This is a genomic window from Phytopseudomonas seleniipraecipitans (assembly GCF_900102335.1).
GTDB classification, from domain to species: domain Bacteria; phylum Pseudomonadota; class Gammaproteobacteria; order Pseudomonadales; family Pseudomonadaceae; genus Aquipseudomonas; species Aquipseudomonas seleniipraecipitans.
In genome coordinates this window covers 41820-62460 of sequence record NZ_FNBM01000002.1, presented here as the reverse complement: position 1 = coordinate 62460, position 20641 = coordinate 41820, and the positions used below count along the sequence as shown (strand labels likewise).

Here is a 20641-nt window from a genome sequence, read left to right as displayed (position 1 = left end):
GCACATTGTGATTGCTTGGTAACCCTTCATGCGACTGACTACCAAAGGCCGGTATGCCGTGACTGCCATGCTCGATCTGGCGCTGCATGCGCAGAACGGGCCGGTATCCCTTGCCGACATTTCCGAGCGTCAGGGTATTTCTCTTTCCTACCTTGAGCAGCTGTTCGCCAAGCTGCGCCGTGGCAGTCTGGTATCCAGTGTGCGCGGGCCGGGCGGTGGTTATCAGCTGTCGCGCAACATGCAGGGTATTCAAGTCGCCGAAGTGATCGATGCGGTCAACGAATCCGTCGACGCTACGCGTTGCCAGGGACAGGGCGGTTGCCACTCTGGCGATATCTGTCTGACCCACCATTTGTGGTGTGACCTGAGCCAGCAGATCCACGAGTTCCTCAGCGGCATCAGCCTGGCCGACCTTGTCACGCGTAGCGAAGTGCAGGAAGTCGCCCAGCGCCAGGATCAGCGTCGCTGCAGCAGCAATGGCAGGGCACACCAGCTGGATAAGATTGAAGCGTCCACCGTCGATTGAGTACGCAAGGCGCCGGCCTGATACCTGATTAGGAGATACCGAAATGAAATTGCCAATTTACATGGATTACTCCGCGACAACGCCGGTCGATCCGCGCGTTGCGCAAAAAATGATCGAATGCCTGACCAACGAAGGTAACTTCGGCAACCCAGCTTCGCGTTCCCACGTATTTGGCTGGAAAGCCGAAGAAGCGGTGGAAAATGCCCGCCGTCAGGTCGCCGAGCTGGTTAACGCTGACCCGCGTGAAATCGTCTGGACGTCCGGCGCTACCGAGTCTGACAATCTCGCGATCAAGGGTGTCGCGACCTTCTACGCGAGCAAGGGCAAGCACCTGATCACCTCGAAGATCGAGCACAAAGCAGTGCTCGACACCATGCGTCAGCTCGAGCGTGAAGGCTTCGAAGTCACCTACATCGAGCCTGGTGAAGACGGCCTGATCACCCCAGCCATGGTTGAGTCGGCACTGCGAGACGACACCACACTGGTGTCGATCATGCACGTCAACAACGAAATCGGCACCGTCAACGACATCGCCGCCATCGGCGAGATGTTGCGTGCACGTGGCGTGTTCTTCCATGTCGATGCTGCCCAGTCGACCGGCAAGGTTGAGATTGATCTGCAGAATCTAAAGGTCGATCTGATGGCCTTCTCGGCGCACAAGACTTACGGCCCGAAAGGCGTCGGCGCGCTGTACGTACGCCGCAAGCCGCGTATCCGCCTGGAAGCGCAGACCCACGGTGGTGGCCACGAGCGTGGCATGCGTTCCGGTACCCTGGCGACTCACCAGTGCGTCGGCATGGGTGAAGCCTTCCGTATCGCCAAGGAAGAAATGGCCGCAGAGAACGCCAAAGTTACGGCCCTGCGTGATCGCTTCTTCAAGCAGGTCGATGGTCTGGAAGAGCTGTACGTCAACGGCAGCATGACTGCCCGCGTACCGCACAACCTGAACCTCAGCTTCAACTACGTGGAAGGCGAATCGCTGATCATGGCCCTCAAGGACCTCGCGGTATCGTCCGGTTCGGCCTGTACCTCGGCGTCCCTGGAGCCTTCCTACGTGCTGCGTGCCCTGGGCCGCAACGATGAACTGGCGCACAGCTCGATTCGCTTCACCTTCGGTCGCTTTACCACCGAAGAAGAAGTCGATTACGCCGCGGAGAAAGTACGCGAGGCGGTCACCAAGCTGCGCGAACTGTCGCCGCTCTGGGATATGTTCAAAGAAGGTGTCGACATTTCCAAAGTGGAATGGGCAGCACACTAAAAGCTGCCAGTGAGCGGCGCCTGATGAAAGAGGATAGATAACATGGCTTACAGCGAAAAGGTCATCGACCACTACGAGAATCCGCGCAACGTCGGCAAGATGAACGCGGAAGATCCTGACGTCGGCACCGGCATGGTCGGCGCGCCGGCTTGCGGCGACGTGATGCGTCTGCAGATCAAGGTCAGCGATGCTGGCGTTATCGAAGACGCCAAGTTCAAGACTTACGGTTGTGGCTCCGCCATCGCCTCCAGCTCCCTGGCGACTGAGTGGATGAAAGGCAAGACCCTGGATGAGGCTGTCACCATCAGCAATACCCAGCTTGCCGAAGAACTGGCTCTGCCGCCCGTGAAAATTCACTGTTCCGTTCTCGCCGAAGACGCCATCAAGGCGGCAGTGCGCGATTACAAACAGAAGAAAGGTTTGCTCTAAGGAGGTTAGTCGATGGCTATCAGCATGACTCAGGCTGCCGCCCAGCATATTCAGCGTTCCCTGGATGGGCGCGGAAAGGGTGAGGGTATCCGCCTGGGTGTTCGCACCACAGGCTGTTCCGGTCTGGCCTACGTGTTGGAGTTCGTCGACGAAACCGCCGGCGAAGATCAGGTGTTCGAGAGCCATGGCGTCAAGGTGATCATTGATCCCAAGAGCCTGGTCTATCTCGACGGCACCGAGCTGGATTTCGTCAAGGAAGGGTTGAACGAAGGCTTCAAGTTCAACAACCCCAACGTTCGTGGCGAATGTGGCTGCGGCGAAAGCTTCAACATCTGATGAACAGTTCCGGTCCCTGTCACTTCGCCCTGTTCGAGCTGCAGCCGAGTTTTCGTCTGGATCTCGAGCAGTTGGCCGCGCGTTACCGTGAGCTTGCCCGCAGCGTTCATCCCGACCGTTTCGCCGATGCATCCGAGCGCGAGCAGCGCCTGGCGCTGGAGCGTTCGGCGAGTCTCAACGAGGCTTATCGAACGTTGAAGAGCGACTCGCAGCGGGCTCGCTACCTGCTGGCGATGCGAGGCCCGGAGCTGCCGTTGGAAGTCACCGTGCAGGATTCTGACTTTCTGCTGCAGCAGATGCAGTGGCGTGAAGAGCTCGAGGAGCTGCAGGACGACGCCGACCTGGCGGGTGTTGCCGCTTTCAAAGGACGCCTGAAGATTGCCCAGCGAGGGCTGAATGAACGCTTCGCCGAGGCTTGGGAGGACAATGCGCGCCGAGAAGAGGCCGAACGCCTGATGCGTCGCATGCAGTTCCTCGACAAGCTTTCCCACGAGGTGCGCCAACTGGAAGAGCGCCTCGACGATTAATGCTCGTACGGCTGCCGTGGCCGTGCCTGATACTCAGATAAGCACCGACTACCTATGGCTTTATTGCAGATTGCTGAGCCCGGACAGAGCCCACAACCCCACCAGCGTCGTCTGGCTGTCGGCATCGATCTGGGCACTACCAATTCCCTCGTCGCCGCCGTGCGCAGTGGCGTCAGCGAGCCGCTGCCGGACAGCGAAGGGCGCCTGATCCTGCCCTCGGCCGTGCGTTACCACGCAGATCGCGTCGAGGTCGGCGAAGCGGCCCGTCGTGACGCCGCCAGCGATCCATTCAACAGCATCCTGTCGGTCAAGCGATTGATGGGGCGCGGCCTTGCCGATGTGAAGCAACTGGGTGAGCAGCTGCCTTACCGCTTCGTTGCTGGCGAGTCGCACATGCCGTTTATCGACACCGTGCAAGGGCTGAAAAGCCCTGTCGAAGTCTCTGCCGATATTCTCCGCGTACTGCGTCAGCGTGCCGAGGCGAGCCTGGGCGGCGAGCTGGTGGGCGCGGTGATTACCGTGCCGGCTTATTTCGACGACTCCCAGCGTCAGGCCACCAAGGACGCTGCGCGTTTGGCCGGCCTGAGCGTGCTGCGTTTGCTCAATGAGCCTACTGCCGCGGCGGTCGCCTATGGTCTCGACCAGAACGCCGAAGGCGTGGTGGCAATCTACGACCTGGGTGGCGGCACCTTCGATATATCCATCCTGCGTTTGACGGGTGGTGTGTTCGAAGTGCTGGCGACCGGCGGCGACAGCGCCCTGGGTGGGGATGATTTCGATCACGCCATCGCTGGCTGGATCATCGAGCAAGCTGGCCTGTCCGCCGATATCGAGCCGGGAGCCCAGCGCAGCCTGCTGCAGACTGCTTGCACCGCCAAGGAAGCGCTCACCGATGCCGAGAGCGTCGAGGTCGCCCACGGCGAATGGCGCGGTGTGTTGTCCCGTGTGGATTTCCAGGCGCTGATCGAGCCGATGGTGGCGCGCAGCCTCAAGGCCTGCCGTCGTGCCGTACGCGACTCTGGTATTGAAGTCGAAGACGTTGGCGCCGTGGTCATGGTCGGTGGTTCGACCCGTGTGCCGCGCGTTCGCGAGGCTGTCGGTGAGCTGTTCGGCCGTCAGCCGCTGACTGATATCGACCCGGATCAGGTGGTCGCCATCGGCGCCGCCATCCAGGCCGATGCCCTGGCCGGCAACCGCCGTGCAGACGGCGAAGAATTGCTGCTGCTGGACGTCATCCCGCTGTCCCTGGGGTTGGAAACCATGGGTGGGTTGATGGAGAAAGTGATCCCGCGCAACACCACGATTCCGGTGGCTCGTGCGCAAGAATTCACGACCTACAAAGATGGCCAGAGCGCCATGATGATCCATGTGCTGCAGGGTGAGCGCGAACTGATCAGCGATTGCCGCTCCCTGGCGCGCTTCGAGCTGCGCGGCATTCCGCCAATGGTGGCCGGTGCGGCGAAGATTCGCGTGACCTTCCAGGTGGACGCTGATGGCCTGCTGAGCGTCAGTGCCCGCGAGCTGGCCTCCGGTGTTGAAGCCAGTATCCAGGTCAAGCCCTCGTACGGTCTCACCGATGGTGAGGTGGCGCGCATGCTCAAGGATTCCTTCCAGCACGCCGGTGGCGACAAGGCCGCCCGCGCGTTGCGCGAGCAGCAGGTCGATGCCCAGCGTCTGCTCGAGGCGGTCGAAGCTGCCTTGCAAGTGGATGGCGAACGCCTGCTGGACGCCGAAGAGCGCATGGTGATCGACCTGCAGATGCAGGAACTCCGTGATTTGTTGACTGGCACCGATGGCGTGGCCATCGAGCAGCAGACCAAGCGTCTGTCGCAGGTGACCGATGCTTTTGCAGCCCGCCGCATGGACTCGACGGTGAAAGCCGCGTTGGCCGGGCGCAACCTGAATGAGATCGAGGAATAACTGATGCCTCAGGTAACTTTTCTGCCCCACGAGAAATTCTGCCCGGAAGGGCTGGTGGTGGAGGCTCAGGCTGGTACTTCAATACTGGAGCTGGCCCATGAACACCATATCGAGATGGAAAGCGCCTGTGGCGGCGTGTGTGCCTGCACCACCTGCCATTGCATCGTGCGCCAGGGATTCGATTCCTTGAACGAGGCCGACGAACTCGAAGAAGATTACCTCGACAAGGCCTGGGGTCTCGAAGCGCAGTCGCGGTTGGCCTGCCAGGCCATCGTTGGTGATGAAGACATCACCGTCGAGATTCCCAAGTATTCGCTCAACCACGCCGCCGAAGCGCCGCACTGATCAGGAAGCCCAGCATGAGCCTGAAATGGGTTGATGTTCTCGAAATCGCCATCCAGCTCGCGGACAGCAAGCCGGATACCGATCCTCGTTACGTGAATTTCGTCCAGCTGCATCGCTGGGTGGTCGAGCTGCCGGAGTTTTCCGACGATCCGCAGCGCGGCGGCGAAAAGGTGCTGGAAGCCATTCAGGCTGCCTGGATCGAAGAAGCGCAATGATCTGTCTGGGCGGCTACTGCCGGCCCGGGCGTGCGAAGTGGAGCTGCAACAGCGGCTCCGCTCTTATGCATTTGACTGGAACCCGCGTATAATTCGCGGGTTTAATTTTTGGCTTTAATCACCGTTTCTGGAGTTTCACATGGCTGTTCAACGTACGTTCTCCATCATCAAACCTGATGCCGTCGCTAAAAACGTCATCGGCGAGATCACCACTCGTTTCGAGAAAGCCGGCCTGCGCATCGTTGCCTCCAAGCAGCTGCAACTGTCCGAACGCGAAGCTGCCGGCTTCTACGCTGAGCACAGCGAGCGCGGCTTCTTCAAGGACCTGGTTGCATTCATGACGTCCGGTCCGGTTATCGTTCAGGTACTGGAAGGCGAAAACGCCATCGCCAAGAACCGTGAGCTGATGGGCGCTACCAACCCGAAAGAAGCTGCTGCCGGCACCATCCGTGCTGACTTCGCCGTTTCCATCGACGAGAACGCCGTACACGGTTCCGATTCCGAAGCTTCCGCTGCTCGCGAAATCGCTTACTTCTTCTCCGCTACTGAGGTAAACGCCCGCATTCGCTAAGGCGAAGCGTGCGAAGGTGACGTCATGACCGACACGAACGGCAAAATCAACCTGCTGGGCCTGACCCAGCCGGAAATGGAGCAATTCTTCGACAGCCTCGGAGAGAAGCGCTTTCGTGCCGGTCAGGTCATGAAGTGGATTCACCACTTTGGCGTCGATGATTTCGCCGCCATGACCAACGTCGGCAAGGCCTTGCGCGAGAAGCTCGAGGCCGCTGCCTATATTCGCGGGCCCGAAGTGGTCAGCGAAGACATTTCCACCGATGGCACGCGCAAGTGGGTAGTGCGTGTGGCGTCGGGCAGCTGCGTGGAAACCGTGTACATCCCCCAAGGTGGGCGTGGCACCCTGTGCGTTTCCTCGCAAGCCGGCTGTGCCCTGGACTGCAGCTTCTGCTCCACGGGCAAGCAAGGTTTCAACAGCGACCTTACCGCGGCCGAGATCATTGGCCAGGTGTGGATCGCCTGCAAATCGTTCGGCAGTGTGCCAGCGAAGATCGACCGCGCCGTCACCAATGTGGTGATGATGGGCATGGGCGAGCCGCTGCTGAACTTCGACAACGTCGTCGCCGCCATGAAGATCATGATGGACGACCTCGGCTACGGCATCTCCAAGCGTAAGGTGACGCTGTCCACCTCCGGCGTGGTGCCGATGATCGACAAACTTGGCGAAGTGATCGACGTGTCCCTGGCGCTATCGCTGCACGCGCCGAACGACGAGCTGCGCAGCCAATTGGTGCCGATCAACAAGAAGTACCCGCTGGAGATGCTGCTGGCCGCCTGCAAGCGTTACATTTCCGGCCTTGGCGAGAAGCGTGTGCTGACGATCGAGTACACCCTGCTCAAGGATGTGAACGATAAGCTCGAGCACGCTGAGCAGATGGTCGCCCTGTTGGCGGACATTCCCTGCAAGATCAACCTGATTCCGTTCAACCCGTTCCCGCATTCTGGGTACGAGCGGCCAAGCAACAATGCCATTCGCCGTTTTCAGGAGCTGTTGCAAAAAGCCGGACATAACGTCACGGTGCGCACCACCCGTGGTGAAGATATCGACGCGGCGTGCGGGCAGTTGGTTGGCCAGGTCATGGACCGTACCCGCCGCAGCGAACGTTATATCGCCGTGCGCCAACTGAGCGCTGACGCGGATGCTCCGCGCCCTGCCGCCAGTCGTACCTGAGAGGATCTCCATGACCGTGCTGCGTTCCCTGTTGTTTCTGCTGAGTGCAAGCCTGCTTACCGCGTGCGTTTCTACCGGTGACGTCGACCCGATGAAAACGTCCGAAGGCCGCAAGAAGGCTTACGACTCGTTCGTCCAGCTCGGCATTGGCTATTTGCAGCAGGGTGAAACCGGGCCGGCCAAGGTGCCTCTCAAGAACGCCTTGAACATCGACTCGTCCGCGCCTGATGCGCATGCTGTGCTGGCGCTGGTGTTCCAGCGCGAGATGGAGCCGAAGCTGGCCGACGAGCATTTCCGCAAGTCGCTGTCGAGCAATCCTAAAGATGCTCGCCTGCTGAACAATTACGCGGGTTTTCTCTACGAGCAGAAACGCTACAAAGAAGCGATGGAGCGCTATAGCCTCGCTGCCGAGGACAGCCTCTATCCTGAACGTGCGCGGGTTTTCGAGAACCTTGGCATGACAGCCATGGCGCTCAAGCAGCGTGACGAGGCCAAAGCCTATTTCGAGCGTTCGCTGCGCCTCAACAGCCGCCAGCCGCGTGCGCTGCTGGAAATGGCCAATCTTTCCTACGAAGACAAGCAATACGTGCCGGCGCGTGGCTATTACGAAGGCTACAGCGCCATTGCCGAGCAGAACGCCCGTAGCCTGTTGCTGGGTGCGCGTCTGGCGGCGATCTTCGACGATCGTAACCGCGCCGCCAGCCTTGGCCTGCAGTTGAAACGTCTTTATCCCGGTACGCCGGAATATCAGCAATTTCTGTCGGAGCAAAGATGAAAGCCGCCCAACCTGAAGTTGCAGCAGCTCATCGCGTCAATCCTGGTGAGGCGCTGCGTGCTGCGCGCGAAAACAGAGGCTGGTCCGTCGCGGAAGTCGCGACTCAGCTCAATCTCACGCCAATCCGTCTGGCTCAGCTTGAGGCCGGCGAGTTCGATAAGCTGCCGGGCAACACCTTCGCGCGTGGTTACATCCGCGCCTACGCGAAGCTGCTGGGCCTGGAGCAGGCGCCTCTGGTAGCCGATTTCGATCAGTTCACCGGCAGCAATGCCACCGGCAGCAGTGTGCATGCCCTGGGGCGTATCGAAGAGCCTACGCGTTACTCGCAAAGCATTCTTCGCCTGGTCAGCTTCCTGCTTCTGCTCGGTGTGGGCGGTGCGTGTTTCTACTGGTGGCAGGATCAAGGCTGGCAGCTCGATGGCTTGAAGAATGTCGGGCTGGGCCACGTCGAGGTCGAAGGCGCCGATGGCAGCACGCAGATTCACCCGCTCGACGAGCCGGAAGATCAGGCCGTTGCCGCTGCCCAGAGCCAGGGCACCGAGCTGCCGTTGCCGGGCATTGCTCCTGAGCAAACCGGTGATGCACCGTCTTCGACCCCTGAAAGCACTGCCAGTGAGCTGCTGGAACTTAATCCTCCTGCGCAGACGACCCCTGGCGAGTCAGCCCAGGCTCCGACCGAGCAAGATGCGCCCGCCGCGTCGCCTGCACCTGCGGTTGAAGCGCCTGCGCCGGCCGCAGCTGCCGAACCGCAAGCGCCGGCCGCTGCTGGCGAAGGTCTGGTAAATTTGAAGTTCACCGCTGACTGCTGGGTTCAGGTGACGGATGCCAATGGCAAGGTCATCGCCAGCGGGCTGAAACGCTCCGGCGACAGCCTCGATGCGCGCGGCAAAGCGCCGCTGGAGCTGCGTTTGGGCTTTGCTCGTGGCGCTCAGGTGACCTACAACGGCGCTGTCGTCGATGTGGCACCGCACATTTCCGGTGAGACCGCACGCTTGAAGTTGGGTGGACAGTAATATGCACGGTGAATCGCCAATCAAACGTCGTCTGTCGCGCAAGATCTGGGTAGGTTCGGTGCCGGTAGGGGGCGACGCGCCCATTGCCGTGCAAAGCATGACCAACACCGATACCAACGATGTTGCCGCCACTGTCGAGCAGATTCGTCGTCTCGAAGCGGCCGGTGCCGACATCGTGCGCGTGTCCGTACCGGACATGGATGCGGCAGAAGCCTTCGGGCGCATCAAGCAACAGGTCAACTTGCCGCTGGTGGCGGATATTCACTTCGACTACCAGATCGCCCTGCGTGTGGCCGAGCTGGGTGTCGATTGCCTGCGTATCAACCCCGGCAATATCGGCCGCGAAGACCGCGTCAAGGCGGTGGTCGAGGCGGCGCGCGACAAGGGCATCCCGATCCGTATCGGCGTCAATGCCGGTTCGCTGGAAAAGGACCTGCAGAAGAAATATGGCGAGCCGACCCCGGAAGCACTGGTCGAGTCGGCGCTGCGTCACGTGGAGCACCTCGACCGCCTGAACTTCCCTGACTTCAAGGTCAGCGTGAAGGCCTCCGACGTGTTCATGGCCGTTGAAGCCTATCGCCTGCTGGCCAAACAGATCGAACAGCCGCTGCACCTCGGTATCACCGAAGCTGGTGGCCTGCGTTCCGGTACCGTGAAGTCCTCGGTTGGCCTGGGCATGTTGCTCGCCGACGGCATCGGCGACACCATCCGCATTTCGCTGGCAGCTGATCCGGTTGAAGAGATCAAGGTCGGCTTCGATATCCTCAAGTCGCTGCGTCTGCGCTCGCGGGGTATCAACTTCATCGCCTGCCCGAGCTGCTCGCGGCAGAATTTCGATGTAGTGAAGACCATGAACGAGCTGGAAACTCGCGTCGAGGACCTACTGGTGCCGCTGGATGTTGCGGTCATCGGCTGCGTCGTCAACGGCCCCGGCGAAGCCAAGGAGGCGCACATCGGCCTCACCGGCGGCAGCCCGAACAACCTGGTCTACATCGATGGCAAACCTGTCTCGAAGCTGACCAACACCAACCTGGTCGATGAGCTGGAAAGGCTGATTCGTGCCAGGGCGGCCGAGAAGGTCGCAGCCGACGCGGCAGTGATCGTGCGCGGCTGAGCCGTGCCTAAGGAAAACAAGTGAGCAAGTCCCTGCAAGCCATTCGTGGCATGAACGATATTCTGCCGCAGCAGACCCCGGCCTGGCGTTACCTGGAAACTACCCTGGCAACGCTGCTCGACAGCTACGGCTATCAGGAAATGCGTCTGCCGATTCTGGAGTTCACCGAACTGTTCGCCCGTGGCATTGGCGAGGGCACCGACGTAGTCGACAAGGAGATGTACACCTTTCTCGACCGTAATAACGAGTCGCTGACTCTGCGCCCGGAAGGCACTGCCGGCTGCGTGCGCGCCGTGCTCGAGCACGGCATGACTGGCGGCGGTCAGGTGCAGAAGCTGTGGTACGCGGGCCCCATGTTCCGCTACGAGAAGCCGCAGAAAGGTCGTTATCGGCAGTTCCACCAGATCGGCGTTGAAGTCTTCAACCTGCCTGGGCCGGACATCGATGCCGAGCTGATCACGCTGACCTGGCGCCTGTGGAAGCAACTGGGCCTGAGCGATGCAGTCACCCTGCAACTCAACAGCCTGGGCTCCAGCGAAGCCCGTGCGGTGTATCGCGATGCGCTGGTGGCCTATCTGCAAGAGCGTTTCGACCAGCTCGACGAAGACAGCCAACGCCGCCTGACCACCAACCCGCTGCGCATCCTCGACAGCAAGGTGGCCACCACTCAGGCGTTGCTCGCTGATGCGCCGACTCTGCATGACTACCTGGATGAAGAATCCCGCGTGCATTTCGAGGGCCTCAAGGCGCGTCTCGATGCGGTCGGCATCGCCTACGAAATCAATCCCAAGCTGGTGCGGGGCCTGGATTACTACGGCCGCACGGTGTTCGAGTGGGTTACCGACAAGCTCGGCTCGCAAGGCACGGTATGCGCTGGCGGCCGTTACGATGGCCTGATCACCCAGTTCGGCGGCAAGCCGACACCGGGGGTCGGTTTCGCCATGGGTGTCGAGCGCCTGGTGCTGCTGTTGGAAACCCTGCAGCGCGTGCCGGCTGAATTGAACCGCCCGGCACATGCCTTTATCTGCGCCTTTGGTGAGGCTGCCGAGCTGGCAGCGCTGGCCCTGGCGGAGAATCTGCGTACCGAGTTGCCGGGGCTACGCCTGCTGGTTAACGCCGGCAGCGGCAGTTTCAAGAGTCAGTTCAAGAAGGCCGACAAGAGCGGCGCCACCTATGCATTGATTCTGGGTGAGGACGAACTGGCTGCTCGCGTGGTAGGTTGCAAACCTTTGCGCGATGACAGCGAACAACAGAGCATTGCCTGGTCGGATCTTGCCGGCCACTTGGCATCCTGCACCCAGCAGGCTTGAGCGATTTAGCGATTAAAGGAGTATTGGGGTGGCGTTGAGTAGCGATGATGATGAACTGGCCGGCCTGAAAGACTGGTGGCAGCGCAACGGCAAGCCGTTGCTGGCCGGTGGCGCCCTGGCGCTGATCGCAGTGTTTGGCTGGCAGGCCTGGCAGAACCACCAGAGCAACCAGGCTCAAGGTGCTTCGCTGATCTACCAGCAACTGCTGGAATCCGCCATGACGCCAAGCGGCGAGCCTGATGCTGCGAAAGTGGCCGCACTGGCAGGTCAGCTGAAAAGTGACTTCGGTGGCACGCAATACGCTCAATACGGCAGCCTGTTCGTGGCCAAGGTCGCGGTCGAGGCTGGCAAGCTGGATGATGCTGCGGCTGAGCTGCGCAGTGTAGTCGACAAGCCTGCCAACGAGACCCTTGGCGAGCTCGCGCGTCAGCGTCTGGCTCGCGTGCTGGCCGCCCAGGACAAAGCCGACGACGCGCTGAAACTGCTCGATGGCGACGCCGACCAGGCTTATCTGGCCAGCCGCGAAGAACTCAAGGGCGACCTGCTGGTGAAGCTCGGTCGTACCGACGATGCCCACGCCGCTTATGTGAAAGCCAAGGGTGCATTGTCTGAAGAGGCTGCCGTGGGTGGTCTGCAGATGAAGATCGACGACCTGGCCAAAGGGGATGCATGACGTGATGCGTTGGAAGAATGCCGCACTGCTGGCCCTGGCCGTTCTGGTCGTCGGTTGCAGCAGCAACAGCAAGAAAGAACTGCCGCCTGCCGAACTGCCTGACTTCAAGGAAGAGGTGAAGCTGCAGAAAGAGTGGAGCCGCTCGATCGGTAACGGTCAGGGCGACATCTACAACATGCTCGAGCCCGTGGTCGATGGCGAGCAGATCTTCGCCGCTGACGTCGAAGGCCTGATCATGTCGATGGAGCGCACCACCGGCAAGGTCACCTGGAAAAAGGAACTGGACGTACCGGTTTCCGGCGCCGTAGCCGCTTCCTATGGCATGGTCGTGGTCGGCACCTTGAAGGGTGAAGTGATCGCTCTCGATTCATCCACTGGCGAAGAGAAATGGCGCGCCAAGGTGCCGAGCGAAGTGCTTTCCGCCCCGGCCATCAGCAGCGACACCGTGCTGGTGCAAACCCAGGACGACACGCTGGTTGCGCTGGACGCCTACAGCGGCCAGCAGCGTTGGATCTTTGAAAACACCCCGGCGGTACTGACCCTGCGCGGCACTGGCAGCCCGGTACTGACCAATCAGCTGGCCATCGCCGGCCTGTCCAGCGGCAAGGTCATCGCGCTGGACGCCCAGCGTGGCATTCCGGTGTGGGAACAGCGTGTTGCCATTCCGCAAGGCCGTTCCGAGCTGGACCGTATCGTCGACATCGACGGCGGCCTGCTGCTTTCCGGTGGTCAGCTGTATGTGGTTACTTATCAGGGTCGCGTCGCCTCTCTCGATCTGGAGAGCGGCCGGGTGCTCTGGCAGCGCGAAGCGTCCAGCTCCATGGGCGTGGCGCAAGGTTTCGGTAACGTCTACGTGACCCTGGCCAGCGGCACCGTGGAAAGCATCGATGAGCGCTCGGCTTCGGCCTTGTGGACCAACGATGCCTTGGCGCGTCGGCAGCTGTCGGCACCTGAGGTGTTCTCCAGCTACGTCGCATTTGGCGATTTCGAGGGCTACCTGCACCTTGTCAGCCAGGTCGATGGCCGCTTCGTCGGTCGTACCCGTATCGACAGCGACGGCCTGCGTGTCCGCCCGTTGGTCGTCGGCGACTGGCTGTACGCCTTCGGCAACGGCGGCAAACTGGTGGCACTGACCATCAAGTAAGCCCCGTTCTGCTCGCTTGGTGATGCCGGGCGAGCAGGGCAGATAGCGCAAGATTTGTGGCCGCTGCCTGTGCAGCGGCTTTTGTATTTTCTGAAATAACGAAGTGGAGAGCCGAATGGTTCCCGTAATTGCCCTGGTGGGCCGGCCGAACGTCGGTAAATCCACCCTGTTCAACCGCCTGACCCGCACCCGCGACGCGATCGTCGGGGACCTTTCGGGTCTGACCCGCGACCGCCAGTACGGCGAGGCCAAATGGCAGGGGCGCACCTATATCGTGATCGACACCGGCGGTATTTCCGGTGACGAGGAAGGCATCGACGCGAAGATGGCCGAGCAGTCTCTGCAGGCTATCGAAGAAGCCGATGCCGTGCTGTTCCTGGTCGACGCCCGTGCCGGGCTGTCTGCCTCCGACCAGATGATTGGCGAGCACCTGCGCAAGCGCAACAAGCGCAGCTTTCTGGTGGTCAACAAGGTCGATAACCTCGACCCGGATCTGGCTCGCGCCGAATTCGCACCCCTGGGCATGGGCGAAGCCCTGGCCATTGCCGGTGCTCATGGCCGCGGCATTACCCAGATGCTCGAAGCTGCCATCGGCAGTTTCCCCAAGGATGCCGGCGAGCCGGTCGAAGGCGAAGAGGCCGAGGTGGTCGCCGAGGGCGAGGAACCCAAGCGCATTCCCGGGCCGAGCGAGAAGGACGGCATCAAGCTGGCCATCATCGGTCGCCCCAACGTCGGCAAGTCGACCTTGGTCAACCGCATGCTCGGTGAAGACCGGGTCATCGTCTATGACCAGGCCGGCACCACCCGCGACAGCATCTACATCCCGTTCGAGCGTGATGACGAGAAGTACACCCTGATCGACACCGCTGGCGTCCGTCGTCGCGGCAAGATCTTCGAGGCGGTGGAAAAGTTCTCGGTGGTAAAAACCCTGCAGGCGATTCAGGATTCCAACGTCGTGGTGTTCGTCATGGACGCCCGCGAAGGTGTGGTCGACCACGACCTCAACCTGCTCGGCTTCGTGCTGGAAAGTGGCCGTGCACTGGTCATCGCCCTGAACAAGTGGGATGGCATGGAGCCCAGCGAACGCGACTATGTGAAGACCGAGCTGCAACGCCGGTTGTTCTTTGTCGACTTCGCTGACATCCACTTCATCTCGGCGCTGCACGGCACCGGTGTCGGTCACCTGTACAAGTCGGTGCAGGCGTCGTTCCAGTCCGCGATTACCCGTTGGCCGACCAACCGCCTGACGCAGATCCTCGAAGACGCCGTGCGTGAGCACGCGCCGCCGATGGTCAACAATCGCCGCATCAAGCTGCGTTATGCCCACCTGGGTGGTGCCAACCCGCCGTTGATCGTGATTCACGGTAACCAGGTCGATGCGGTGCCCAAGTCGTATATCCGCTATCTGGAAAATACCTACCGACGCGTTCTCAAATTGGTCGGCACGCCGATCCGCATCGAGTTCAAAGGCGGCGAAAACCCGTATGAAGGTAACAAGAACACCCTCACCGACCGCCAGGTGAACAAGAAGCGTCGCTTGATGAGCCACCACAAGAAGGCTGACAAGAAGCGCAAAGACAAGCGCTGATCGACAGGGCAGGCGGGCCGCGACCCGCTTCAGCCCGGCATCGCGTTTTTACCGGCTGTAAAGAAAAGGGGTAGCTACTGCTGTAGCTACCCCTTTTTCATTTCCTGCGCTGGTGGTCAGAACTGCGTACGCAGGGTCACCGACATGCTGCGTGGGTCGCCGTAGATAGCGCCGGCGTAAAAGCCGTAACGGGTGTAGTAGGTCTTGTCGAACAGGTTAGTGACGTTCAGCGAGACGTCGGTGTCATCGTTGATATCGTACTTGGCCATGGCGTTCCAGATCGCGTAGCCGGACCAGTTGACGTCGGTCGAGCCGTTGCTCACCCGGGCGGTTGGCGCGCCGGCTGGGCTGGACAACGCACGGATGTTGCTTTGAGCGCTGACGCCCGTGCCGAGGGTCACGCGCTCGAGCGGACCGTGCAGGCGATAGGTGGTGGAAGCCTTGAACAGGTGCGAGGGATCGCTGCGGCCATCGCTGTCCAGGCGACGGAAGTGCAGGTAGGTGTAGCCACCGTAGATATTCCAGTTCTCGGTGAGCGCGCCAGCAAGCTCGATATCGATTCCGTCGGTTTCCGTGCCGCTGCCAGCGATATAGGCCTGGGCACCGGTTGGCGTCAGGTTGTCCCCATCGGTGACCGCCTTGTTGTCCTGCTTGGTGCGAAAGTAGGCGGCAGAGGCGTTCAGGCGGCCGTCGAACCACTCGCCCTTGATGCCGCTTTCGTAGCTCTGGCCGACGATGGGCTCGACCCGGTTGCCGCTTGAGGTCTCCGAAGCCTGCGGCGTGAACACATCGGTGTAGCTGGCATACACCGAGTAGGTATCGTTGAGGTCATAGATGGCGCCCACGTAAGGCGTCACCACACCTGATTCGGTTTGGCTGGTGCGCGCGCCGGCGGCGCTCACGTTGCGGGTGTGGTAATCACTGGTGCGCACCCCGAGGATGATCGACAGCGGCTCCGTGATGCTCAGGCGAGTGGCGGCGTACAAGCCCTGCTGGCGAGTGACCATCTTGCCGTGGCGCCCGGTTTTCGCTGCGTCGATATAGAAGTCGTCATTGACGCCATTGTGCCAGTTGTCGATCACCGGGCCGGCCGTTGGGCCGTTTGCCTGGGCGCGCAGTTGGCAGCCGGTACCCAGGCTCTTCTCGCCCGCGTTGCTGAACAAAGTGCAGGTGTATTGCGGGCTCCAGCTGACGGTGCGGCTGTCGTTGTAGCCGAACATCGCCTGGTGGGTGCGGCCGAACAGCTGGAACGGGCCGCTCAGGTCGACCTGCCCGGACTGCTGCGTGGTGTCATTGCTGCTGTAAAAGGAGTTGAGGATGGCGCCGCTGCCATCCTGGTTCCAGTAGCCGCCATAGCGGCCGCCACCGCTGGCGTTGACCTTGGCCAGGGCGCGGTTGCCTTCGCTCTCGGTTTTGCTCTGGGCGAGTTTGAAGTCCAGCGCCCAGTCGTTATCGAAACGGTGGGCAAGGGAGCCGAAGGTGGTGTGGGTTTCATAATCCGAAAAGCTCCAGCTCGGCACCACGTTAGTACTGCGCGAGAGATGGGTCTTGCTGCCATCGGCGTACCAGATTGGCACGTTGGCGCCCCAGCCGCTGCCCACGTACTTGGCGTATTCGTACTGGTAGCCGGCACCCAGGGTGGTGCTGTCGGTCAGGTCGAATTCGACATTGGCCAGCGCCGCGCGGGCACGATCCGACTGATTGTCACGGAAGGAATTGGCTTCCTGCTGGGTGACCACGAAACGCGAGCGTAGGCGGCCATCTTCGGAAAGTGGCAGGTTCAAATCCGCGCCCAGGCGGGTTTTGTCCCAGCTGCCGTAAGTCAGGTAGGCGCTGCCACCGAAGTCGCGGCCAGGGCGCTTGCGGATCAGGTTGACGGTGGCCGATGGGTCGCCCGTGCCGCCGAGCAGGCCATTGGCGCCGCGAACGATGTCGATGCGCTCGTACATGTCCATGTTCATGGCGTTGCCGCTGCCACTGAAACCGCTTTCGCCGACGGTTTGCAGGCCATCCACTTTCCAGTTGCTGATGGTGTAGCCGCGGGCGCGGAATTCAGTACGGCCGCCAAGCTCGTATTTCGCGGCGCTGACGCCGGGAGTAGTCTCGAGCGCCTGCTCGATGTTGGTGATGCCGCGATCTTCCATCTGCTGGCTGGTGATGGTGGTGACGCTCTGCGGGGTTTGCCGCGGCGTCAGCGTCAGGCCTGTGGAGCTGGCGCTGCCACGCACGGTATAGCCGAGCTGTTGGGTGGCATCGTCGGGATTGATCGCACTGTCTTCGATGCTGATGGCGCCAATTTCCAAGGCGCCGCGCTGCGCTTCTGGCGCGGCGTATCCCGGTACGGCGAGTAACGCTGCGCTAAAACCCATAGCGGCGGTAAGCAGCGTCTGGCGGGAGGGGAAGCATGGCAAGGCGCGGGCGGCGGATGAGGGGCGATTAGGCGTAATGGTTGTCATGATGGTCCGTATCGGGTTGGCATAAATTCTCATATGCATGAGATTCTTGTTACTATTCTAAGTACCGCGCAGGCAGCGCAATTTCTCGGTTTGTATGGGCGTGTAATGGAACGTAACGAGGGCCAGGCGAGGCCGTGCAGCGCGCCGGCAGGGATAGACACCTTGCTGGTCGTGGACGATGACGACGAAATACGCGAGCTGCTCTGCGAGTACCTGAGCGAGTCTGGCTATCGCGTGCTGGCGGCGGCCAGCGGCGGGGAGATGTGGCAGCAGCTCGACGAACAGCCGGTGCACTTGCTGATTCTCGATCTGATGCTGCCCGGTGAAGATGGCCTCAGCCTGTGCCGTCAGGTGCAAGCATTGAATGGCCCCGGGGTGATCATGCTGTCGGCGAAAGGCACGGCCCTGGACCGTATCGTCGGCCTGGAAGTCGGCGCCGACGACTACCTCAGCAAACCCTTCGAACCTCGCGAATTGCTGGCACGCGTCAAGGCGGTGCTGCGCCGTGCCGGCGCTACGCGCGCCCGTAAACAAACCGAGGTCATCAACGAGAGCACCGCGCCGACCTGCTTTGCCAGTTACCGACTCGACCACGCCAAACGCATGCTCATTCAGCCGAACGGCAACGCGCTGCTATTGCCGCGTTCCGACTACCGCGTGCTGGCCGAACTGCTGACTGCGCAGAACCGGGTGCTCAGCCGTGACCACCTGACCCGTTGTGCCTTTGCCCGCGCGCACATGCCCGACGACCGTTCGGTGGACATGTGCATCAGCCGTCTGCGCCAGCACCTCAAGCAGGGCGGCGAGCGGCTGCAGATTCTCACCATCCGCAATGAAGGCTATTTGTTCAGCGTCGCTGCTAACCACGCGGCGCTTTGACATGCATGCGCTACCCGGCGTGGCCCGGTTGAAACGCCTGTGGCCACAGACCTTGTTCGCTCAGTTGCTGTTGATCATGGTGTGTGGCGTGCTGGCCATTCAGTTACTGTCGAGCAGCATCTGGTTCGAGGTGCGCTTCGCCCAGGTGCTGGAGGCGCCGGCACGCCTGGCCGCCAGCCGCACTGCAGGGTTGATCGAGCGGGGCTGCGAGGCTGCCGCAGCGTTACCCGCGCCGGCCGGCTATGAAGTGCGCTGCGTAACCGGCGAGCCCGTCGCCGAGGTCGGCGACAAGCGCGGACGCCGGCGTATCGAGTTGCTGTTGAACCAGGCACTGGCCTACGAGCTAGGCCGCGAGCCCGTGATCAAGCTGCTGGAGGCGCGGCTGACTGATGATCAGGGCAGGCCGCTGGTGTGGCGCAGCCTGTTCGGCCTCGATACCGCACGGGCGCATATTCGTTTCGCCGTGCCGCAGGCTGACGGTCGCTGGCTGGAAGTCGACGGTCATGAGCAACAAGGCTGGAGTGGCGAGTCGGCCTGGGCGCTGATCGCCGACTATGTGCTGCGCGTGTATGTGCTGCGTATTCTTGCCGTGCTGGGCATCTGCTGGCTGGCGGTGCGTTTGTGCTTGCGCCCGTTGCAGCGCCTCAGCGAGGCGGCGCGTGGTCTGGGTAACGACCTGGAGCAAGCGCCGCTGCCGCTGAGCGGGCCGCTGGAGGTACGCGAGGCGGCCCACACCTTCAATGTCATGCAGCAGCGCTTGATCGCCATGATGCGCGAGCAGGCGCATTTCATCGCTGCCGTCTCTCACGACCTGCGTACACCGTTGACACGCATGCGGCTGCGCATCGAGCGCCTCGATGATGCCGTTCAGCGCGAGCGGCTGATCGACAACATCGCGCAGATGAACGCGATGATCGCCCAGGTTCTCGATTTCCAGCATGCCGCCGAGCCCGGCATGGCCGAACCTGTGGATATCCGGCGCCTGCTTGCACGCCTGTGCGGCGAGCTGGCGACGGCACACGAGCCGCTGCCCATCACCGGCAGTGCTTCGTTGATTCGCGGCAACCCGGTGCTGCTGGAACGCTGCCTGCAAAACCTGCTGGAAAACGCCCTGCGTTACGCCTGCTACGTGTCGGTAAGGCTGAGCGAAGTTGATGAGGGCGTGAGCATCGTTATCGAGGACCGCGGTCCGGGTATCGATCAGGCCTTGTTGGCCAGCATCACCGACCCTTTCGTACGCGGCGACGCATCACGCAACCAGCGTTCAGGCGGTTACGGGTTGGGGCTGAGTATCGCCAAGCGCATCGTCAGTGGTCACGGTGGTGAGCTGGTTCTTGGCAATCGCCAGGGCGGTGGCCTGACGGTTACGGTATGCCTGCCAAAGTAGGCGGCAGAGGCCCGCTCGATCCGTCGATGTGAAAAGCTTCGGGCACTCCACAGCTTTTCAGGCCACTAAGCATAACCCTACCGCCACAAGCAGGAATTCGCGATGAAAGTACTGATGGTTCTGACCTCCCACGACCAACTCGGCGACACGGGTGCCAAAACCGGTTTCTGGCTCGAAGAATTCGTGGCGCCTTATTACGTCTTCAAAGACGCCGGCGCTGAGATCGTCCTGGCCTCGCCGGCTGGTGGCCAGCCGCCGCTGGACCCGAAGAGCGACCAGCCGGACGCGCAGACCGAACTGACTCATCGCTTCAAGGCTGACCCTCAGGCCCAGCAACACCTGGCCAGCACGGTGAAGCTGGAAACCGTCAACCAGCAAGACTTCGATACCGTGTTCTACCCGGGTGGCCACGGCCCGCTGTGGGACCTGGCCGAGTCCAAGCATTCCATCAGCTTGATCGAAGCCTTCGAGCGCGCCGGCAAGCCGATCGGTTTCGTTTGCCACGCGCCTGGTGCGCTGCGTCACGTCAAGGCGGCTGACGGCTCGCCGTTGATCAAAGGGCGCCGCGTGACCGGCTTCAGCAACAGCGAAGAAGCTGGTGTGCAACTGACCGACGTGGTGCCGTTCCTGATCGAGGATGAGTTCCAGAAGCTCGGCGCGCACTACGAAAAGGGTGCGGACTGGGCGTCGTTCGTGATCACCGATGGCAAGCTGGTCACCGGCCAGAATCCTGCCAGTTCCGAAGAAGCCGCCAAGGCATTGCTTGAACAACTCAAGTAATCACGGCCAATGAGTCATCCATCGTCGCTGCTGGCCGGCTGATTCAGCGCCAGGCTCCAGGTTGAAAGGCCTGGCGCTGTTCAGCTACCGCGAGAGCACGGGGTCAATCAGGCGATTGGCCCCGTGCTTTTTTTATGGACGTATTTCGGCAATGAGCCTTCTTAATGCAATTGTGAGTCAGTTGCATCTGGCATAGAATCGCGACCTTCAAAATCTAGGTCG

The 20641-nt window shown here is 61.4% G+C and carries 21 protein-coding genes; 20 read left to right on the top strand and 1 reads right to left on the bottom strand.

What is annotated here, in order from left to right:
• Positions 1 to 28 precede the first annotated feature (28 nt).
• From iscR to der, 17 genes are all read left to right on the top strand, one after another.
• Positions 29 to 526, top strand: a complete 498-nt coding sequence (gene iscR / locus BLS60_RS05045; RefSeq protein WP_070883326.1) for a Fe-S cluster assembly transcriptional regulator IscR — start codon at positions 29 to 31, stop codon at positions 524 to 526.
• Between the two features lie 43 nt (positions 527 to 569).
• Positions 570 to 1784 carry an IscS subfamily cysteine desulfurase gene (locus BLS60_RS05040; protein WP_092365478.1) on the top strand — a complete coding sequence of 405 codons (1215 nt, stop codon included), beginning with the start codon at positions 570 to 572 and terminating at the stop codon, positions 1782 to 1784.
• A 42-nt stretch (positions 1785 to 1826) separates the two neighbouring features.
• A complete protein-coding gene (gene iscU / locus BLS60_RS05035) occupies positions 1827 to 2213 on the top strand; it encodes a Fe-S cluster assembly scaffold IscU (RefSeq protein WP_070883324.1) in 387 nt (128 codons plus the stop codon).
• A gap of 12 nt (positions 2214 to 2225) precedes the next feature.
• Complete coding sequence (iscA, locus tag BLS60_RS05030) at positions 2226 to 2549, top strand: iron-sulfur cluster assembly protein IscA (protein WP_070883323.1); 324 nt, start codon at positions 2226 to 2228, stop codon at positions 2547 to 2549.
• Positions 2549 to 3076, top strand: a complete 528-nt coding sequence (hscB, locus tag BLS60_RS05025; RefSeq protein WP_092365475.1) for a co-chaperone HscB — start codon at positions 2549 to 2551, stop codon at positions 3074 to 3076. Before iscA ends, hscB begins: the two co-directional genes overlap by 1 nt.
• A 54-nt stretch (positions 3077 to 3130) precedes the next feature.
• Positions 3131 to 4996 carry a Fe-S protein assembly chaperone HscA gene (gene hscA, locus BLS60_RS05020; RefSeq protein WP_092365472.1) on the top strand — a complete coding sequence of 622 codons (1866 nt, stop codon included), beginning with the start codon at positions 3131 to 3133 and terminating at the stop codon, positions 4994 to 4996.
• A 3-nt stretch (positions 4997 to 4999) separates the two neighbouring features.
• Positions 5000 to 5341, top strand: a complete 342-nt coding sequence (fdx, locus tag BLS60_RS05015; protein ID WP_092365469.1) for an ISC system 2Fe-2S type ferredoxin — start codon at positions 5000 to 5002, stop codon at positions 5339 to 5341.
• A gap of 14 nt (positions 5342 to 5355) precedes the next feature.
• On the top strand, positions 5356 to 5556 hold the full coding sequence (gene iscX, locus BLS60_RS05010; RefSeq protein WP_070883319.1) for a Fe-S cluster assembly protein IscX: 201 nt from the start codon (positions 5356 to 5358) through the stop codon (positions 5554 to 5556).
• 139 nt (positions 5557 to 5695) lie between these two features.
• Positions 5696 to 6127: a nucleoside-diphosphate kinase gene (gene ndk / locus BLS60_RS05005; RefSeq protein ID WP_042555298.1), complete on the top strand. Its 432-nt coding sequence runs from the start codon at positions 5696 to 5698 to the stop codon at positions 6125 to 6127.
• 24 nt (positions 6128 to 6151) lie between these two features.
• Positions 6152 to 7300 (top strand): dual-specificity RNA methyltransferase RlmN, encoded by a 1149-nt coding sequence (gene rlmN / locus BLS60_RS05000; RefSeq protein ID WP_092365466.1) that lies wholly within the window; start codon positions 6152 to 6154, stop codon positions 7298 to 7300.
• Between the two features lie 10 nt (positions 7301 to 7310).
• Positions 7311 to 8075, top strand: coding sequence for a type IV pilus biogenesis/stability protein PilW (pilW, locus tag BLS60_RS04995; RefSeq protein ID WP_092365463.1), 765 nt, complete (start codon positions 7311 to 7313; stop codon positions 8073 to 8075).
• A complete protein-coding gene (locus BLS60_RS04990; protein ID WP_070883316.1) occupies positions 8072 to 9088 on the top strand; it encodes a RodZ domain-containing protein in 1017 nt (338 codons plus the stop codon). Before pilW ends, BLS60_RS04990 begins: the two co-directional genes overlap by 4 nt.
• 1 nt (position 9089) lies before the next feature.
• On the top strand, positions 9090 to 10202 hold the full coding sequence (gene ispG, locus BLS60_RS04985; protein ID WP_092365460.1) for a flavodoxin-dependent (E)-4-hydroxy-3-methylbut-2-enyl-diphosphate synthase: 1113 nt from the start codon (positions 9090 to 9092) through the stop codon (positions 10200 to 10202).
• 20 nt (positions 10203 to 10222) lie between these two features.
• Positions 10223 to 11512: a histidine--tRNA ligase gene (gene hisS, locus BLS60_RS04980; protein ID WP_070883314.1), complete on the top strand. Its 1290-nt coding sequence runs from the start codon at positions 10223 to 10225 to the stop codon at positions 11510 to 11512.
• Between the two features lie 34 nt (positions 11513 to 11546).
• The gene (locus BLS60_RS04975; RefSeq protein ID WP_070883353.1) at positions 11547 to 12185 is read left to right on the top strand and encodes a tetratricopeptide repeat protein; all 639 of its coding nucleotides are present in this window, start codon (positions 11547 to 11549) and stop codon (positions 12183 to 12185) included.
• Complete coding sequence (gene bamB, locus BLS60_RS04970; protein WP_070883313.1) at positions 12178 to 13329, top strand: outer membrane protein assembly factor BamB; 1152 nt, start codon at positions 12178 to 12180, stop codon at positions 13327 to 13329. Before BLS60_RS04975 ends, bamB begins: the two co-directional genes overlap by 8 nt.
• 115 nt (positions 13330 to 13444) lie before the next feature.
• Complete coding sequence (gene der / locus BLS60_RS04965; RefSeq protein WP_070883312.1) at positions 13445 to 14917, top strand: ribosome biogenesis GTPase Der; 1473 nt, start codon at positions 13445 to 13447, stop codon at positions 14915 to 14917.
• 116 nt (positions 14918 to 15033) lie between these two features.
• Here der and BLS60_RS04960 read toward each other — a convergent pair whose 3' ends face one another.
• A complete protein-coding gene (locus BLS60_RS04960; RefSeq protein WP_420848434.1) occupies positions 15034 to 17286 on the bottom strand; it encodes a TonB-dependent siderophore receptor in 2253 nt (750 codons plus the stop codon).
• A 192-nt stretch (positions 17287 to 17478) separates the two neighbouring features.
• On the opposite strand from BLS60_RS04960, the gene BLS60_RS04955 reads away from it, so the two are divergent.
• From BLS60_RS04955 to BLS60_RS04945, 3 genes are all read left to right on the top strand, one after another.
• Positions 17479 to 18252: a response regulator gene (locus BLS60_RS04955; protein WP_092365457.1), complete on the top strand. Its 774-nt coding sequence runs from the start codon at positions 17479 to 17481 to the stop codon at positions 18250 to 18252.
• A 1-nt stretch (position 18253) separates the two neighbouring features.
• Positions 18254 to 19639, top strand: a complete 1386-nt coding sequence (locus tag BLS60_RS04950) for an ATP-binding protein (protein WP_244153363.1) — start codon at positions 18254 to 18256, stop codon at positions 19637 to 19639.
• 102 nt (positions 19640 to 19741) lie between these two features.
• Positions 19742 to 20419 (top strand): type 1 glutamine amidotransferase domain-containing protein, encoded by a 678-nt coding sequence (locus BLS60_RS04945; RefSeq protein WP_092365454.1) that lies wholly within the window; start codon positions 19742 to 19744, stop codon positions 20417 to 20419.
• Positions 20420 to 20641 lie beyond the last annotated feature (222 nt).

Bases quoted from the DNA above. Each gene is read 5' to 3' on its own strand.
- iscR (WP_070883326.1), top strand. From the start codon at position 29: ATGCGACTGACTACCAAAGGCCGGTATGCCGTGACTGCCATGCTCGAT.
- BLS60_RS05040 (WP_092365478.1), top strand. From the start codon at position 570: ATGAAATTGCCAATTTACATGGATTACTCCGCGACAACGCCGGTCGAT.
- iscU (WP_070883324.1), top strand. From the start codon at position 1,827: ATGGCTTACAGCGAAAAGGTCATCGACCACTACGAGAATCCGCGCAAC.
- iscA (WP_070883323.1), top strand. From the start codon at position 2,226: ATGGCTATCAGCATGACTCAGGCTGCCGCCCAGCATATTCAGCGTTCC.
- hscB (WP_092365475.1), top strand. From the start codon at position 2,549: ATGAACAGTTCCGGTCCCTGTCACTTCGCCCTGTTCGAGCTGCAGCCG.
- hscA (WP_092365472.1), top strand. From the start codon at position 3,131: ATGGCTTTATTGCAGATTGCTGAGCCCGGACAGAGCCCACAACCCCAC.
- fdx (WP_092365469.1), top strand. From the start codon at position 5,000: ATGCCTCAGGTAACTTTTCTGCCCCACGAGAAATTCTGCCCGGAAGGG.
- iscX (WP_070883319.1), top strand. From the start codon at position 5,356: ATGAGCCTGAAATGGGTTGATGTTCTCGAAATCGCCATCCAGCTCGCG.
- ndk (WP_042555298.1), top strand. From the start codon at position 5,696: ATGGCTGTTCAACGTACGTTCTCCATCATCAAACCTGATGCCGTCGCT.
- rlmN (WP_092365466.1), top strand. From the start codon at position 6,152: ATGACCGACACGAACGGCAAAATCAACCTGCTGGGCCTGACCCAGCCG.
- pilW (WP_092365463.1), top strand. From the start codon at position 7,311: ATGACCGTGCTGCGTTCCCTGTTGTTTCTGCTGAGTGCAAGCCTGCTT.
- BLS60_RS04990 (WP_070883316.1), top strand. From the start codon at position 8,072: ATGAAAGCCGCCCAACCTGAAGTTGCAGCAGCTCATCGCGTCAATCCT.
- ispG (WP_092365460.1), top strand. From the start codon at position 9,090: ATGCACGGTGAATCGCCAATCAAACGTCGTCTGTCGCGCAAGATCTGG.
- bamB (WP_070883313.1), top strand. From the start codon at position 12,178: ATGCATGACGTGATGCGTTGGAAGAATGCCGCACTGCTGGCCCTGGCC.
- der (WP_070883312.1), top strand. From the start codon at position 13,445: ATGGTTCCCGTAATTGCCCTGGTGGGCCGGCCGAACGTCGGTAAATCC.
- BLS60_RS04960 (WP_420848434.1), bottom strand. From the start codon at position 17,286: ATGGGTTTTAGCGCAGCGTTACTCGCCGTACCGGGATACGCCGCGCCA.
- BLS60_RS04955 (WP_092365457.1), top strand. From the start codon at position 17,479: ATGGAACGTAACGAGGGCCAGGCGAGGCCGTGCAGCGCGCCGGCAGGG.
- BLS60_RS04950 (WP_244153363.1), top strand. From the start codon at position 18,254: ATGCATGCGCTACCCGGCGTGGCCCGGTTGAAACGCCTGTGGCCACAG.
- BLS60_RS04945 (WP_092365454.1), top strand. From the start codon at position 19,742: ATGAAAGTACTGATGGTTCTGACCTCCCACGACCAACTCGGCGACACG.